General features: G+C 63.7%; 13 protein-coding genes. All 13 read right to left on the minus strand.

Features of this window, described 5'->3' with window-relative positions:
• Position 1 precedes the first annotated feature (1 nt).
• A complete protein-coding gene (gene pgeF, locus CJ178_RS08015; RefSeq protein WP_033230998.1) occupies positions 2 to 757 on the minus strand; it encodes a peptidoglycan editing factor PgeF in 756 nt (251 codons plus the stop codon).
• A 144-nt stretch (positions 758 to 901) separates the two neighbouring features.
• Positions 902 to 2,089 (minus strand): cell division protein FtsZ, encoded by a 1,188-nt coding sequence (gene ftsZ / locus CJ178_RS08020; protein ID WP_095886498.1) that lies wholly within the window; start codon positions 2,087 to 2,089, stop codon positions 902 to 904.
• A 226-nt stretch (positions 2,090 to 2,315) separates the two neighbouring features.
• Positions 2,316 to 3,122: a cell division protein FtsQ/DivIB gene (locus tag CJ178_RS08025; RefSeq protein WP_084703025.1), complete on the minus strand. Its 807-nt coding sequence runs from the start codon at positions 3,120 to 3,122 to the stop codon at positions 2,316 to 2,318.
• The gene (gene murC, locus CJ178_RS08030) at positions 3,119 to 4,627 is read right to left on the minus strand and encodes a UDP-N-acetylmuramate--L-alanine ligase (RefSeq protein WP_033231000.1); all 1,509 of its coding nucleotides are present in this window, start codon (positions 4,625 to 4,627) and stop codon (positions 3,119 to 3,121) included. The genes CJ178_RS08025 and murC overlap by 4 nt, the downstream gene beginning before the upstream one ends.
• Positions 4,624 to 5,814, minus strand: a complete 1,191-nt coding sequence (gene murG / locus CJ178_RS08035) for an undecaprenyldiphospho-muramoylpentapeptide beta-N-acetylglucosaminyltransferase (RefSeq protein ID WP_095886499.1) — start codon at positions 5,812 to 5,814, stop codon at positions 4,624 to 4,626. The genes murC and murG overlap by 4 nt, the downstream gene beginning before the upstream one ends.
• Positions 5,811 to 7,214 (minus strand): putative lipid II flippase FtsW, encoded by a 1,404-nt coding sequence (ftsW, locus tag CJ178_RS08040; RefSeq protein WP_095886500.1) that lies wholly within the window; start codon positions 7,212 to 7,214, stop codon positions 5,811 to 5,813. Before ftsW ends, murG begins: the two co-directional genes overlap by 4 nt.
• Complete coding sequence (murD, locus tag CJ178_RS08045; RefSeq protein WP_373557448.1) at positions 7,211 to 8,728, minus strand: UDP-N-acetylmuramoyl-L-alanine--D-glutamate ligase; 1,518 nt, start codon at positions 8,726 to 8,728, stop codon at positions 7,211 to 7,213. Before murD ends, ftsW begins: the two co-directional genes overlap by 4 nt.
• Before the next feature lie 2 nt (positions 8,729 to 8,730).
• On the minus strand, positions 8,731 to 9,813 hold the full coding sequence (gene mraY, locus CJ178_RS08050) for a phospho-N-acetylmuramoyl-pentapeptide-transferase (protein ID WP_033231003.1): 1,083 nt from the start codon (positions 9,811 to 9,813) through the stop codon (positions 8,731 to 8,733).
• Entirely contained in the window at positions 9,810 to 11,309 is a 1,500-nt protein-coding gene (locus CJ178_RS08055; RefSeq protein ID WP_095886501.1) for a UDP-N-acetylmuramoyl-tripeptide--D-alanyl-D-alanine ligase, read from the minus strand. Before CJ178_RS08055 ends, mraY begins: the two co-directional genes overlap by 4 nt.
• Positions 11,306 to 12,937, minus strand: coding sequence for a UDP-N-acetylmuramoyl-L-alanyl-D-glutamate--2,6-diaminopimelate ligase (locus CJ178_RS08060; protein ID WP_095886502.1), 1,632 nt, complete (start codon positions 12,935 to 12,937; stop codon positions 11,306 to 11,308). Before CJ178_RS08060 ends, CJ178_RS08055 begins: the two co-directional genes overlap by 4 nt.
• A 153-nt stretch (positions 12,938 to 13,090) precedes the next feature.
• On the minus strand, positions 13,091 to 15,034 hold the full coding sequence (locus CJ178_RS08065; protein WP_233365276.1) for a peptidoglycan D,D-transpeptidase FtsI family protein: 1,944 nt from the start codon (positions 15,032 to 15,034) through the stop codon (positions 13,091 to 13,093).
• Positions 15,031 to 15,699, minus strand: a complete 669-nt coding sequence (locus tag CJ178_RS08070) for a hypothetical protein (RefSeq protein ID WP_095886503.1) — start codon at positions 15,697 to 15,699, stop codon at positions 15,031 to 15,033. The genes CJ178_RS08065 and CJ178_RS08070 overlap by 4 nt, the downstream gene beginning before the upstream one ends.
• The gene (gene rsmH, locus CJ178_RS08075) at positions 15,696 to 16,709 is read right to left on the minus strand and encodes a 16S rRNA (cytosine(1402)-N(4))-methyltransferase RsmH (RefSeq protein WP_095887889.1); all 1,014 of its coding nucleotides are present in this window, start codon (positions 16,707 to 16,709) and stop codon (positions 15,696 to 15,698) included. The genes CJ178_RS08070 and rsmH overlap by 4 nt, the downstream gene beginning before the upstream one ends.
• Positions 16,710 to 16,733 lie beyond the last annotated feature (24 nt).

Genomic DNA, 16,733 nt, shown 5'->3' on the forward strand with positions numbered 1-16,733 from the left:
CCTAGTTGTCTTCCACAGCGACGATCGGATCCATCCAGATCACCGCAGCCTGACGCCCGGTGAGGGAATCGCGGCGGTGACTGAACAGTGCGCGGTCCTCGATCGTGCAACGAGGATCCTCGGCGACACCCGTAACACCGGCATCAAGGAGTTGTTTGCGGATTCCGGCCCGCAGGTCCAGACCGGGAGTGCCCTTCGCGGTACGAGTTGCACTGCCAGGCAGATGCTTCTCGACGTCGGCACGCATCTCGGCAGGCACTTCGTACTGCCGGCCACTGGCTGCCGGACCGAGGAAGGCGCCGATCCGAGAGACGTCAGCGCCTTGGCGAACCATCTCGGCCAGAACCCGCGGCACGATTCCGAGGCGCGCACCGATCCGGCCGGCATGCACGGCGGCGATGACGCCGGCCTGCTCGTCGGACAGCAGCACCGGAACGCAGTCGGCACTGAGCGTGGCCAGTGCCAACCCGGGGACAGTAGTGACCAAGGCGTCGGTCACCTCGATGACCTCGTCCGTCGGCTCGGTAACGACGGTTACGTTGCGCGAGTGGATTTGTTCCATCCAGACAAGATGATTCGGCTCGACTCCGATTTCGCGTGCGAGGCGTCGACGGTTTGCGTCGACGGCTTCGGCGTTGTCGCCGACGTGATCACCGAGATTGAACGAGTCGTACGGCGCTTCCGAAACACCGCCAGCGCGACTGGTCACGACACGGCGGACTCGGAAATTGGCGGTCGAGTTCTCGGTACTCAAAATTTTGTGCTCACAAACGTCGAATGTTCACTGCTGCACGGGACATGATCCCGAGGCAGCTTCCGGACAGAGATAAGGGATCAATCAAGAACAGGGTACCCAGAAAATCTGGATACCCTGCTCTCGAAAGCGTGCGCGGCGCTCTACTCAGCGACGCATGAAGACGGGAACGTCGACGTCGTCATCGCCGTCGTCCTCCTGTGGCGCAACATGGCGCGGCGGAGCAATCGGCGGCAGCGAGCCCGAACCAATCGGCTCGCGCGAAACCGGAACCTGCTGCTCCACAGGCGGTTCCGCAGCTACCGGCGAACGTCCGACCTCGCCGGCGCGCCCTGCTCCGATAGCTCCTCGGCCGGGTGCCGCGGACTCGACGGGGCGACGCGCAGGCGCTCCCCCGTCGAAACCGGCAGCGATGACCGTCACACGAACTTCGTCTCCGAGTGAATCGTCGATCACCGTTCCGAAGATGATGTTGGCATCGATGTGCGCGGCTTCCTGCACGAGGGAAGCCGCTTCGTTGATCTCGAACAGACCAAGATCGCTGCCACCGGCGATCGACAGCAGAACGCCGCGGGCGCCTTCCATCGACGCCTCGAGAAGCGGTGAGTTGATAGCGGACTCAGCAGCTTTGATCGCCCGACCTTCGCCTCGCGAGGAGCCGATGCCCATGAGTGCACTACCGGCACCGGACATGACGCCCTTCACATCCGCGAAGTCGACGTTGATCAGTCCGGGGGTGGTGATCAGGTCGGTGATGCCCTGAACGCCGTTAAGCAGAACCTCGTCGGCGCTACGGAATGCGTCCATCAAACTGACAGCCGCGTCCCCGAGCTGAAGGAGCCGATCGTTGGGGATGACGATGAGCGTGTCACACGACTCACGCAACGCCTGGATGCCCGTGTCGGCCTGGCCACCACGACGCTTGCCTTCGAAGGAGAACGGCCGGGTTACGACACCAACGGTGAGGGCGCCCAACTTCCGGGCGATGCTGGCGACGACAGGGGCACCACCGGTTCCGGTTCCACCACCCTCACCGGCGGTCACGAACACCATGTCAGCGCCCTTGATGACCTCTTCGATTTCGTCCTTGTGATCCTCGGCGGCCTTGCGGCCGACCTCGGGATCTGCACCGGCGCCGAGGCCTCGGGTCAGTTCACGACCGACATCGAGTTTGACGTCGGCGTCGCTCATCAGGAGGGCTTGCGCGTCCGTGTTGACCGCGATGAACTCGACTCCCTTGAGTCCTTGTTCGATCATGCGGTTGACTGCGTTCACGCCGCCGCCGCCGATGCCGACGACCTTGATTACGGCGAGGTAGTTGTGCGGGGGCGTCATCGGCTCTCGCCTTCCGTGTCGTATTACGCGCTGTTGTCTATTGCTGGGTAAAGCAGGTACTGGGTAAAGCGGGTGAATCTCAACTCTCAACCTCAACCACAGGGTTAGAGTTATGTCAAGTATTCGATCTGAAACCAAACGCTATGCATCGACATCACGATCCGCCATTAGGCGCGCCGAAACTTCGGGAAGTATTTGACGTGAGTTCGCACATTCCGCGCCTGAACTACCGCACCGTCGGAAGGTCGGGACTCGACACGTCGTATGTCTGGCCCGGCTGCGTCAACAGCGGCAGCGTCACCGCGGCCTTGCGATCCGACTTCTCGACGCCACCCCAGTTGACGACACGCCCGTCGACCAACGTCATCGAGACATCCGAAATGGACCGGGCAGCAACCTCTCCCACCTGCATCCGTAACTCCGGCGGCAATGCCGCGAGCACCTCGAGCGCAGCCAAGGTCGGCGGGTCGTTCCATCCGGGTGTCGCCGTCACCAGTCGGGGCACGCCGGGCGGCGGGACGCCGATCTCGAAGTCGACGCCCTTCTCGTCCAGCAGATGGGTGCCTTCCGGCGAATCCACGAACACCATGGGGACTCGCTCGGTTACCGTCACCCGAATGGTCGACGGATACATCCGCTGTACACGCGCGGATGCGACCTTCGGAATAGCCGCGACACGTGCCGCTGCCGAACCTGCATCGACGCGCATCAACGGCGTACCGGCAGGGATTGCCAGCAATTCCAGGATCTGCTCCTCGGATACCGTCGACGCTCCCCTGACTTCGGTACCGCGAACCGAGAGAACTGGTGACAACCACGCTGTCAGAACGAGTCCGACAACAACAACGACCGCCAGCGGCGCCATCACCACCGGCCGCTTGTACCAGGGCGATTTCGGTGTCGGCGGCGGCTTCGGCGCAGTAGCGCGGGTCGAGTATCGCGATTCTGTGCGGGTACTTCGCGCTCTGGCGCCTGCGGTACGCCGGGCCGCCGGATCACGACGACCGCGGCGGCTACGTGCGTCCGAACTCATCGCGTCTGCGTGCGCGAAGCCTGATGAGGAACTGCGCGCAACGCGTCGAGGATCTGTTTGCCCAACATGGTCACGTCACCGGCACCCATCGTGATGACGATGTCGCCGGGACCGGCCAGGCCGGCTACCTGACGCGGCGCGAGCGACAGATCAGGCTGGTAGTGAACGGGTTTCGTGACAGCCTGTGCAACCAATGCCCCACTGACACCGGGCAACGGTTCTTCACGCGCACCGTAGACATCGAGAACGACTACCTCGTCTGCAAGGTCCAGCGCTGCCGCGAACTCGTCGGCAAACGTCGCCGTGCGTGAATACAGGTGCGGCTGGAAAACCACGATCACGCGACCGGCAGCAGAGTTCGCAACCGATGAAACATCTTGTGGTCGAACAAGATCCGCGGCTGCGCCGAGAACTGCTCGCACCTCGGTGGGATGGTGGGCGTAATCGTCGAACACACGCACACCGCGCTCACGACCCGTGAACTGGAACCGCCTGTGCACTCCCCCGAATCCGGCGAGCCCTTCGACGATCTCGTCGATCTCCGCACCGGCATCACGCGCAGCCAACAGCGCAGCCAGAGCGTTCAACGCCATGTGACGACCGGGAACAGCCATCCGAACCGTCCGCGCAGCCTTTTCCCCCGCCAACTGGAACTGCAGGACTCCGCCGACGTCGTGCGCCCGGAAATCGAGCAGTCGCACACCCACCTCGACCCCGTCGACCGGCTCGAACGCCGCATCTCCCGCATCTGCACTGCCGTAGCCGATGACTCGAATATCGCCCCGGCCGGAAGCTACGATCCGCTTGGCCAGATCCGCCGAACCCGCGTCGTCGAGGCAGGCGATCAGGAGACCACCGGGAGCCAGTTTGCCCACAAAATCATCGAAGACCTGCACGTAGTTCTCGACGCTTCCGAAGTAGTCCAGGTGATCGGCTTCGATGTTGGTTACGACGATCACGTCGGGGTCGTACTGCAGCAGCGAGCCGTCACTCTCGTCGGCTTCTGCCACGAAGACGTCGCCGCTACCGTGATGCGCGTTGGTTCCGGCCTCGTTGAGTTCGCCCCCCACTGCAAACGACGGATCGAATCCGCAATGCTGCAGAGCGACTACCAACATCGACGTGGTCGACGTCTTACCGTGGGTTCCCGAAACCAGGAACGTGCGGTTTCCCTCCATCAACGACGCGAGAACCGCCGGCCGGAGAATCACCGGGATCCCACGACGCGCTGCTTCGACCAGTTCCGGATTGTCCTTGGGAATGGCCGCGTGCGTGGTGACGACAACAGTGGGGCCGCCGGGAAGGAGATCCAACGCGTCGGCGTCATGGCCGATCCGGACCTGCGCTCCGCGTGCCCGCAAAGCCAACACGCCGCGACTTTCCTTGGCGTCGGATCCTGATACAAGTCCGCCGCGGGACAACAGAATTCGTGCGATGCCGGACATGCCGGCACCACCTATACCCACCATGTGTACTCGCTCGAGGTGGGCGGGCAGCGCGGTCATCGGTTTCCCCTATTTGTGTTGCGTACTGCGGTGTTGTTACGTGCTTCTGTGTTGCTTTTCCGGGCAGTGTCCAGAACGATCCGCGCGATCTCGGTCGCCGCGGTCCGGTGCCCGACACCGGCAGCCGCCGCGCTCATCGCCTGCAGTCGCGGCGAATCGGTGAGCAACGGCACCACGGTGTCCGCGACAAATGCCGGAGTCAGGTCGGCGTCGCTGACGATCACCGCACCACCTGCTGCGACGACTGGCTTTGCGTTCAACTCCTGCTCACCGTTTCCATGTGGCAACGGAACGTAGACGGCCGGCAGTCCGACGGAGGACACCTCAGCCACAGTCATCGCGCCGGAGCGACAGATTGCGGCGTCGGCCGCGGCATACGCAAGATCCATGCGCGAGAGATACGGCACGGCAACGTACGGCGCAGCCTCCGAGAACTGCGCGGCGTCGAGCGTGTTCTTGGGTCCGTGTGCGTGCAACACCGAGATTCCCGCGTCTGCCAATTCCCGGGCAGCGCCTGACACCGCGTCGTTGAGCGACTTGGCCCCCTGCGATCCGCCGAATACGAGCAGAACCGGACCATCGAGCGGAAGGCCGAAATATTCACGCGCCTGTGCCCGCAAACCGGCCCGGTCGAAGTTCGCGATGGATGCCCGCACCGGAATACCCACGATGTCCGCGTCGCTCGCGCCGCGATTCTTCACCCCTGACCCGGGGACTGCAGCCAGGACACGCGTTGCCAGCCGCGCACCGATCTTGTTCGCGATGCCGGCGCTGGCGTTGGCCTCGTGGATGACAATGGGAATGGTGCGACGGCGGCGCAACACCCCACCGCGAGCGGCGAGGTACGCGGGCAGTGCCACATACCCACCAAAACCCACGATGACGTCGGCGTCGACTGCGTCGAGCACCTCACGTGTCTTACGCACCGACGCTCGAATGCGTAGTGGGAGTTTCACCAGGTCCATCGTCGGCTTACGCGGCAACGGGACCGGCGGAATCAGTTCGAGTGTGTACCCCCTTGCGGGAACAAGTGTCGTCTCGAGCCCGCGGGCGGTTCCCAACGCGGTAACGGTGGTGTCGGGTGCCAGCGCCTTCACGGCGTCCGCAACTGCCAGAGCAGGCTCGATATGACCAGCGGTTCCTCCACCTGCCACCACTACCGACAGAGCTGAATTATTGCCGCTCACCTACGAATTCCTCGCTCTCGAACTTCATGTGCATCGTGTGTCTTGCGCGTCGGCGCCTGCCGACGTCGTCCATTCTGCCCTGCTGGGGCCTTGCGGCTCGATTCCGCACTGCCGCGCGAGCGGCTCGATTCCGCGCTGCCGCGCGAGCGGCTCGATTCCGCACTGCCGCGAGGCCGGCTCGGCCTGACCGACTGAAACGGCACCGGCATCGGTAGCCGCAGCAGCTTGGAAATCCTACCGTCCTGACCGGAGTGCAGGGCGGCGATCGCTTCCGGCTCGTGACGTGCGGCATTGGCGACGACGCCGAACATGAACAACGTGGTCGCCGTCGACGTTCCACCCGCCGACACCAGCGGCAGCTGCAGCCCGGTGACGGGCAGTAGCCCCACGACGTATCCGATGTTGATGAACGCCTGCCCGGTGATCCAGGTCGTCACCGTCGCGGTCAGGATTCGCAGGAACGGATCCGAGGACCGCGCCGCAATCCGTAGGCCGGTGTAGACGAACAGAGCAAAGAGACCGATGACGGCAGCGCCGCCGACAAATCCGAGTTCCTCACCGATGATCGCGAAGATGAAGTCGTTGTGCGAGTTGGGCAGGTAACTCCACTTGGCCACGCTCTGACCGAGTCCACGACCGAATATTCCACCGTCGGCCAGCGAGTACATAGCCTGACGCGCTTGGTAGCCGGTGCCCTGCGGATCTGCATCCGAATCGAAGAAGGCGCGCACTCGGTCTGAGCGGTAACCCGCTGTCAACGCAAGAATCGCCACCGACACCACGCCGGTTCCGAGAATCGCGAGGAACAGTTTGACGGGCAATCCGCCGTACCAGAGCAGCGCAAAAAGAATGATGATGAGCGAGACGGTTGTGCCGAGGTCGGGCTGCAGGATGATCAACACGAAGACCACCAGCGCTGCCGGAACCAGCGGTACGAGTAGTTCCTTGATGGTTGTGATCTCGCCGCGGCGCGACGCCAACACGTGTGCTCCCCAGATCGCAAACGCAATCTTGGCCAACTCGGACGGCTGCACCGACAGCGGACCGATGACAAACCAACCGCGGGTGCCCTGCGCCTCGGTCCCGATACCCGGGATGAGAACAAGGACAAGCAGCACAACCGTGGTGACGAACACCGGGAACGACATCGCGCGCATCGAACGAATCGGCAACCGCAACGCGACGTAGAACAACACAAATCCCACAACGGCGAACATCGCCTGCTTCAAGAACATCGAGTACGCCGACTTGTTTTCGGCATAAGCCTCGACGCTCGACGCCGAGAGAACCATCACAAGTCCCAAGACCGTCAACATCACTGCGACGGTTACCACCAGATGAAATGACGCCAACGGCCGCGCAAGCCAGGCACCGATTCGGGTCTTGGGACCCTTGGTCATTCCGCGATCCCAGCCTTGTTCGCGCGTTCCGGCGGATCCGGCAGTGCACCGACAGCCGCGGCAAAACTGTCGCCGCGGTGGCCGTAACTGTCGAACATGTCCAACGACGCCGCGGCGGGAGCAAGAACCACCGCGCTACCCGGCGACGCCAGCGCAGCGGCTTGATTCACCACCGCCGCCATCACGGCGTCCGCATCGGACCCGGATGGCAGCCGAATCACCTGCGTCGACGAGCTGAGATTTTCACTCACGTCTGCATCGTCCCCCGTCATCACGCGGACTACGGGGACCTCGGGCGCGTGTCGCGTCAATGCCTGCTCGATGTCGCCCGCGTCGCGTCCGAGTAACACCGCGCCGGCAAGTCGGCTGCGGACCTCTGTCACCAACTCGTCGACACTGGCGCCTTTGAGCAGACCACCGGCCACCCACACGACTCGATCGTGAGCCAGGATCGACGGGCGAGCAGCATGCGGATTGGTTGCCTTGGAATCATCGACGTACAGCACCGACCCGACATCACCGACAACTGCGCCGCGGTGCGGTCCGACCTTGTGAGCCGTCAATCCGGCCCGCACAGAGTCAGGTTCGATTCCCACAGCCCGCGCGAGGGCCGCTGCGGCAAGCGCATCCATGACACCGGCGGGGCCAGGCGGATCGATGTCCGCGGCCTCGGCCAACTGCAGGCCGTCGCCAAATGCGTTGTCGACCAGATGGCCGTCCGACACACCCAACTCGCCGGGCGCCGGAGCGCCCAACCGGAACCCCACCACGATGTCGGCCTCGGCGCCGGCACCGAGCTCTGCGGCAATCGCGTCGTCGAGTCCGACTACCGCGACCTTGCCACTGAGGGCCCGTGCCTTGGCCTCCGCATACGCGGCCATCCCGCCGTGCCAATCGAGATGATCCTCGGCCACGTTGAGGACAACACCGGCGTCCGGGCGCACCGACGGCGCCCAGTGCAACTGGAACGACGACAATTCGACGGCCAGGTAATCGACTCGCGGCGACGTGTCCGACAGCGCAGACAGCACTGGAAGTCCGATGTTGCCGCACGCCCGCCCTTCGAGACCCGCAGCGTCGAGGATGGACGCGAGCATCGACGTAGTGGTCGTCTTACCGTTCGTGCCCGTGACCACCAACCACTTTCGCGGCGGACCGTAGAGACCGCAGTGGTCGATGCGCCAGGACAGTTCGACGTCGCCCCAGATAGGAATCCCGTGTCCTGCGGCGGCCGCCAGAATCGGGGCGTCCGGCCGGAACCCGGGACTCGTGACGACCAGCGCGAACTGCGTGATCAAACCACGATCTTCCTCGATCGAACTGGTCGTGACGGTGGTGTCTGCACCGAGTTCGGCGCATCGATCGGCAAAATCCAGGGTGGAATCGGCGACGGTCACCGAAGCACCAAGTGCGACCAGAGGTTCGATGGTGGCCTGGCCGGATACCCGGCCACCGGCCACCAGAACGCGTTGTCCGCGTAGCCAACTCAGGTCGTTCGCTCCAGCTTCGGTCACGGTCAGCCTCCGATAGCTGCGAGGAATTCGCTGTAGAAGAGTGCAAGCCCGATCGCCGACGCAATCGCGGCGAGCAGCCAGAATCTGATGATGACCGTGGTTTCCGCCCACCCGGCAAGTTCGAAGTGATGGTGGAACGGTGCCATTCGGAATACCCGTCGACGGCTGGACTTGAACACTGCTACCTGGATCACCACCGACGCAGCCTCGGCAACGAACAGTGCGCCGATGACAACCATCAAGAGTTCGGTGTTGGTGGTGATCGAGAGTCCGGCAAGCATGCCGCCGAGGGCCAGCGAACCGGTATCACCCATGAATATCTTTGCGGGAGCGGCGTTCCACCACAGGAATCCGATACACGCACCGGCGCCGGCCGCGCAGATCAAGGCCAGATCGAGTGGGTCACGCACGTCGTAGCAACCCTTGACCGGACTGGTTTCGCATGAGTTGCGGAACTGCCAGAACGTGATGATGACGTAGGCGCCGAGAACGAAACTCATTGCGCCCGCCGCAAGTCCGTCGAGGCCGTCGGTGAGGTTGACGGCATTCGACCACGCACTGACCAGCAAGTAGCAGAACGCGATGAAGACGACCGAACCGAGCGACACCGTGGCGATGTCACGCACGTAGGACAGGTGGACGCTGCCCGGCGTCAGACCGTCGGCGCCGCGGAACTGCAACGCGAGGATTCCGAAGATCACGGCCGCGACAAACTGCCCCACCAGTTTTGCCGTCTTGTTCAGACCGAGATTGCGCTGCTTGCGGATCTTGATGAAGTCGTCGAGGAAGCCGACGCCACCGAGTGCTGTTGTCAGACCGAGAACCAGCAAGCCGGACGCGGTCGGACCCTCCGCCCCGTCGATGCCCATTCCGATGAGATGCGTTCCGAAGTACCCCGCCCAGATTCCGGCAAGGATAGCGACGCCACCCATCGTGGGTGTGCCACGCTTCGCCTGGTGACTGGCCGGGCCTTCGGTGCGGATCTCCTGGCCGAATCCCTGTTTTGCAAACGCCTTGATCAGAATCGGCGTGAGCATGATCGAGACCGCGAGAGCGATGCCCGCGGCCAGCAGAATCTGGATCACTCCGACACCTGCTTCTGCGCCAGGACCGCCTCGGCGACCGTCCAGAGTCCGATCGACTGTGAAGCCTTGACCAGCACCAGATCACCTGGCTCCAGTTCCGCCTCGAGCACCTTCAAGGCCGCGGCAGCGTCCGGGACAACCATCGACTCGTCACCCCATGAGCCCTCCATCACTGCGCCCTGGTGCATCGCGCGGGCCGGACGACCGGTGCCGACAACAATGAGCTTCGTGACGTCGAGCCGCACGGCCAATCGGCCGATCGCATCGTGCTCGACTACCGACTCGGGACCGAGTTCCGCCATCTCACCGAGCACAGCCCAGCTGCGACGGCCGAAATGACGGTCCGATCTGGCCATCGACACCAACGCCTTGAGCGCTGCGCGCATCGAGTCCGGATTGGCGTTGTAACTGTCGTTGATCACGGTGACGCCGTCGCTGCGGTCGCTGACGTCCATGCGCCGGGCCGACGCGGCCTTGGTGTCTTCGAGGATGCGGGCGATCTCGGCGACCTCCACGCCGTTCTCGAGTGCAACTGCGGCCGCGGCAAGCGCGTTGCCGACCTGATGTTCACCGTGAACCGCGAGACGGATTCGCGCAGAACCCTTCTCCGAGTTCAGGGTGAAACTCGCACGAGCCTGATCATCGACGGTCACGTCCGTCGCGCGCACGTGCGCACCTTCGGACTGACCAACCAACACCACCCGCGCTGCGGTCCGCGACGCCATGGCCGCGACCATACGATCATCGGCGTTGAGGATGGCGACGCCGCCATCAGCCGCCGACGGAAGTGCTTCGACCAGTTCACCTTTGGTGGCTGCGATCGCCTCACGGGAGCCGAACTCACCGAGGTGCGCCGTACCCACGTTCAGCACAACGCCGATCTTGGGCGGAGCGATCCGCGCCAACTCCGCGATGTGACCGAGGCCGCGGGCCGACATTTCCAGTACCAGGAATTTGGTCTGCTCGTCGGCGCGAAGGGCGGTCCAGGGGTGACCCAATTCGTTGTTGAACGAACCGGGCGGAGCAACAACGTCGCCCGAACCACGCAGTACCGCAGCAACAAGATCCTTGGTGGACGTCTTGCCGGCCGATCCGGTGATCCCGACAACAGTGAGACCATTCTGCGCCGACAACGTATCGACTACCGCGCGCGCCAACAGCCCCAATGCGTTCAGCACTGCCGCACCGGAACCGTCGGCGTCGTGCTCGAGCGCCATGACCGAACTCGGACCGGTCGTCTGCGCGGGCGACACCACGATGGCGGGTACTCCCACCGGCCGCGCGGCGAGCACAGCTACCGCACCGGCCGCAACAGCTGCTTCGGCGTGCTCGTGACCGTCGACGCGGGCGCCTGGCAGCGCCAGGAACAGTCCACCCGGACCTACTCTGCGAGAATCGAATTCGACGGTCCCTGTCACCATTGCCGACGGATCGTCGACGTCGTGCAGAGTTCCTCCGACGATCTCGGCAATCCGAGAGAGCGTCATCGGGATCATTTCGTGCCTCCATGCGCTGTGTCGATCGCGATCCGGTCGATCGCGTCTCCCAGCACCTCGCGGTCGTCGAACGGGTGCTTGACCCCGTCGATTTCCTGACCTGTTTCGTGGCCCTTGCCGGCCACCAGTACTACGTCGCCGGGCTGTGCCCAACGAACGGCTTGTTCGATCGCTTCCGCTCGGTCCCCGACCTCGAGCACAACCCCACGCTCGGATTCCGGGACCGCGAGCGCCCCGGCCATCACTGCTGCGCGAATCGTGGCAGGTACTTCGGTCCGAGGGTTGTCGTCGGTGACGATCAGCAGATCGCTGCCTCTCGCGCCGGCCTCCCCCATCAAAGCGCGTTTACCCGCATCGCGATCACCGCCGGCACCGACAACAACCCCGACGCGTCCGGAAACCTGATTACGCAGCGTCGCGATGACAGCCTCGAGCGCGGCGGGCTTGTGCGCGTAGTCGACCACGGCGAGGAAACCTTGACCGCGGTCGATTCGCTGCACGCGGCCTGGAACGTCTACCGATCCCACCGCCGCCACCGCCGATTGCACATCGATACCGGCCTTCGCGCTCACCGTCAGGGCCAGCGCGGCGTTTGCCACGTTGTATCGACCCGGCAGTCGCAAGGACACCGGCCATGACTGCTCATTCGGTCCGGAAAGGTCGAACAACTGGGAACCGTCGGCTGCAACCTCGACCGAACCGACCTTCCAGTCGGACTCGGCTTCCGTGGTCGCCACCGTTGTCACGTCGCCTGCGGACGCCACTTCTGCCATCCGACGCCCCCACACGTCGTCGACGCAGATAACGGAACTTTCGGCGTGAACTGTGGACGCCGGATCGAACAAACGGGCCTTCGCCGCGAAGTACTCTTCGAAATTTCGGTGAAAGTCCAGGTGATCCTGCGAAAGGTTGGTGAACGCTCCGATGTCGAATCGGATGCCGTCGACGCGGCCGAGGGAAAGCGCGTGACTCGACACTTCCATCACAACGGTATCGATACCCTGCTCTGCCATCACGGCAAACAAGGCATGGAGGTGTGGGGCCTCAGGCGTGGTGAGAGCGCTCGGAACCCGCCGTCCATGGATTCTGGTCTCGATGGTGCCGACCAGACCGGGGTTTCGTCCCGCACCGACCAACGCCGCTTCCAACAGGTAGGACGTTGTGGTCTTTCCCGACGTACCGGTGATGCCGATGACCTGCATCTTCTCCGACGGTCGGCTGTAAATCTCAGCCGAGATCTCGCCGAGGACATCCCGAGGCTTCGGGTGAACGAGAACCATCACCGGCCGGTCGACGCTCGGGTTCGATGCGCGCAACAACGCCAACCCGTCGTCGTCGGTCAAGATCGCGGCAGCTCCACTGGCCAATGCGTCACCGGCGAACTGCGCGCCGTGCGAGCGTGCGCCCGGCAGCGCGGCAAACAAATCGCCGGCGACGATGTCCTGCGCACGCAGGTCGACACCCGATACGACGGTGGCGGCCTTCCCGGCACCCGACCATTCCGCGTGCAGCCAGTCGAGTCGGGCTCCGGACAACTCCGCCAAGGCCGTGATCGCCGTCTCAATCGGATTCGCCGGTCGTGCGTTCACCGCTACACCCGGCTCTGACGATTGCGAACGATTCGGCACTGTCACTCGACTCCTGGCGATTGTCGTTGGTCATGGCAGTCGCAGATTCGGACAACCGAAAACTGCGACGTATGAGATTACCGCGTGCAGGAACACCCCGAAGACCGCGTGGATCGTGATCCCTGACGAAACTGTGGATCGTGATCCGCTCGATCAGTCCGCCTGCAGCACCAACTTACGACCCGGATCCGGGGACATCGGCACGCTGTCACGCTGCAGCATCCACGACGCGATGTTGTGGAACAACGGTGCGGCCGATTGTCCGCCGCCGCCGTCGACACCGCGAACGGGAGCATCCAACATGATTCCGATCACGAACCGCGGGTTGTCTGCCGGTGCGATGCCCGCAAACGTGATCCAGTAGTTGGAGTTGGAGTAGCACTTGCACGCCGGATCGATCTGCTGTGCGGTGCCGGTCTTGCCGCTGACCTGATAGCCCTCTACGCCCGCAGCCACACCCGTGCCGCGCTGATTTCCGGTGTCGTCCTGCGTAACCGATCGGAACATGTCCCGAACTGTCGCCGCTGTTTCCGGGCTCACCACCTCGATACCGTCAGGCTGCGGCGCTTCGGTTCGCTCCCCTGACGAGTTCTCGGTGGACTTGACGATGCGCGGCGGAATACGAACGCCGTCATTGGCAATCGCCTGGTACATGCCAGTCATCTGCAGCAAAGTCATGGACAAGCCCTGACCGATCGGCAAGTTGGCAAACGTGCCACCGGACCACTGGTCGCGGCTGGGGACCAAGCCGGCACTCTCGTCGGGAAGCCCGACCTCGGTGCGCTGTCCCAAACCGAACTTGTCGAGCATCTCGGCAAACCTATCCTCGCCGATCCGCTCGGCGAGCATGAGCGTTCCGACATTGGACGACTTCCCGAACACACCAGTAGAGGTGTACGGAACCACACCGTGATCCCACGCGTCCTTGACCGTCGCCCCCGACATCGTGATGCTGCCCGGAACCTGCAGAACCTCGTCCGGTGTGGTCAATCCGTCCTCGACGGCCGCCGCCGCGGTGATGATCTTGTTCACCGAACCAGGTTCGAACGGGCTCGTGACCGACAGATTGCCGGTCTCGACCGACCGCAGATTATTTTCCAGACCGATCCCAGGGTTGAACGTGTTGTCATTGGCCATTGCCAGAACCTGACCGGTCGCAACGTCCTGGACGACAACCGACGCGTTCTTCGCACCTGATTTGTCCTTCGCAATCTGCACCTGTTGCTGAACGAAGAACTGGAGATCGGAATCGATGGTGAGCTGAACGCCCGAGCCGTTGACGGCAGGCTGCTTGTCGCGCCAACTGCCCGGAATCACAGCGCCGTCACTGCCGCGGTCGTAGGTCTGGGAACCGTCTATACCGGCAAGGGTCGAGTCCATCGAATCCTCGAGGCCGAGGAGGCCGTGCCCGTCCCACCCGGTCGCACCGACCATATTGGCCGCGAGTGAGCCGCCCGGATACTCGCGGATATCCTGGCGTTCGAGGCCGACCTCACGGAAGCTGTCCGAAATCTCCGCTGCCACAGCCGGATCGACGCTTCGCGCCAGATAGACAAACGTCTCCTCGCTGTTCAACTTCGCAAGAATGTCCTTTTCCGGGGCTGCATCACCCAATTTGGCGTGGACCCCCGCCGCGATCTCGGCCAGCCGGGTCGACACTTCGGGTGCCTGCTGATCTGGTTCGACACCCGCTTCTATGCTCTTGGTCCGGGCTTCTTCCAGTTCTTTGCGAACGGCTTTCGGCTGGAACGTCAGCGCCTTCGCTTCCATCGTGAATGCGAGCGTCGTGCCGTTCCGATCCGTGATCGATCCTCGAACCGCCGGATCGATCTGAGTCGTCGTGCGCTGATTGGCCGACTCCGCAGCGAGGCTCGGAGCGTCGACGCCTTGAATCCACAACAGCTGCAGCGCTGCAACGGCAAGCGCCCCACACATCGTCCACCGACCTACACGCTGACGAAACGGGAAGGTCGCAGACTTCGATCCGCGAGGACCCCGAGAAGCCCGCTGCCCGGCAGGTTGACGACGTGGATCTCGCCGAGGCGCGTCGTACTGGGGATCTCGTCGGCGCGCGTCGTAGTGTGGGTCCCGATTCACCGACGGTCCTCAGTCGGAGACGGCACCACCGTCGTGGTCGGGGACGGAGGAGCGGACGTGACGGGGATCAATTGCTCACTCTGAGCGAGGTTTTGCGGGTTGAGTGGAGCCGGCGCAGTCGTCCGCGCAGCCGGGGGCGCCGAAGGTGCGGTGGTTGCCACCCGGGGCGGCGACGCCACGACAGGTGCGTCGAGCGGCGGCAACGGTTCGGCACTCGCCGGCGCCGGTGTACCGACCACCTCGACGCTACCGTCCGGGTGGACTACAAGGCGGGCCGGATCCTTGGCCGGAACCATGCCGAGCGCGCTCGCCTGATTGGCAAGCTCCGGTGCGGAGTTACGCGACTGGAAATCGCGCTCGAGAGCAGCCTTCTGCTCCACCAAAGACTGATTGAACTCACGGGCATCGCTGAGTTGATACGAGTCCTCGGCGGACCGGGTCGTCAGGAGCAACGTCACGGCAAGTCCGATGGAGAACAGCCCGATGATGGAGACTACAAACGGAATTCGGGCCTTGAACTCGCCGCCTCGAGAGAGTGCGGTGCCACTGGCACCCACCCCGCTGCGCCCGAGCGCCCGAGCCGTTCGCTTTTCGTACGCACGCTGCGCCGCACCCGAACGGTGCTTACGTGAAGATTCGTCCCCGGTGGTGCTCTGCTTCGTCATGCCCGCCTCCTGGCAATGCGTTCAGCGGCACGCAAGCGCACCGGAGCTGCTCGTGGGTTCTCCTCGATTTCCTGCTCCGAAGCTCGCTCTGCACCCCGGGTGAGGATCTTGAACTCCGGGCCCATGCCGGGTAGCTCGACCGGAAGCCCCTCAGGGCTGGTCGACTTGGAGCGAGGAACCAACTCTGCCTTGACAACTCGATCCTCGAGCGACTGGTACGACATGAAGACAACTCGGCCGCCAACTGCGAGGGCGTCCAGTCCTGCCGGTACTGCGGCACGCAAGGAATCCAATTCGGCGTTTACCTCGATCCGCAGAGCTTGGAACGTGCGCTTTGCCGGATGCCCGCCGGTGCGACGGGTGGCCGCAGGGATGGTCCGATATAACAGTTCGACCAGAGCGGCGCTGGTGGTGAACGGCTCCTTCTCGCGCTGCCGAAGTATCTCGGACGCAATCTTTCCCGCAAAACGCTCTTCGCCGTACGTACTCAGAATTCGGGCGAGATCGCCGTGACTGTAGGTATTGAGAACCTCGGCCGCGGTGAGCCCGACGGTCTGGTCCATCCGCATGTCCAACGGTGCGTCGATCGAATACGCAAAACCACGATCAGCTTCGTCCAACTGCATCGAGGAAACACCGAGGTCGAAGAGAATCGCATGAACCGACTCCGTCGTCGGCAGGTCAGCCTGCTCGAGCGCATCTTCGATGCCGTCATAGGTGGTGTGTACGAACGTCGTTCGGTCGGCGAAGGGAGCAAGACGCTCCGACGCGATTGCCAGCGCATTGGTGTCGCGATCGAGACCGATGAGGTGCAGTCCCGGGTACTTTCCGAGAAAGAACTCGGAATGCCCACCCAGGCCGAGTGTCGCGTCGATCATGACAGCGCCGGCGCCGCCGGCACCGACCGCAGTGATAGCGGGACCGAGGAGGTCGTCTGCGCGGTGCAGAAGAACAGGAACGTGCGCGAAGCCGTCGGTGTCCGAGGGTTCGTTCACCTCGCGATCAACCATGTGTGCTCCGGCTCCTACTTTCAT

Origin of the sequence: Rhodococcus sp. ACPA4, from assembly GCF_002300185.1 — a bacterium.
Lineage (GTDB): Bacteria > Actinomycetota > Actinomycetes > Mycobacteriales > Mycobacteriaceae > Rhodococcus_F > Rhodococcus_F globerula.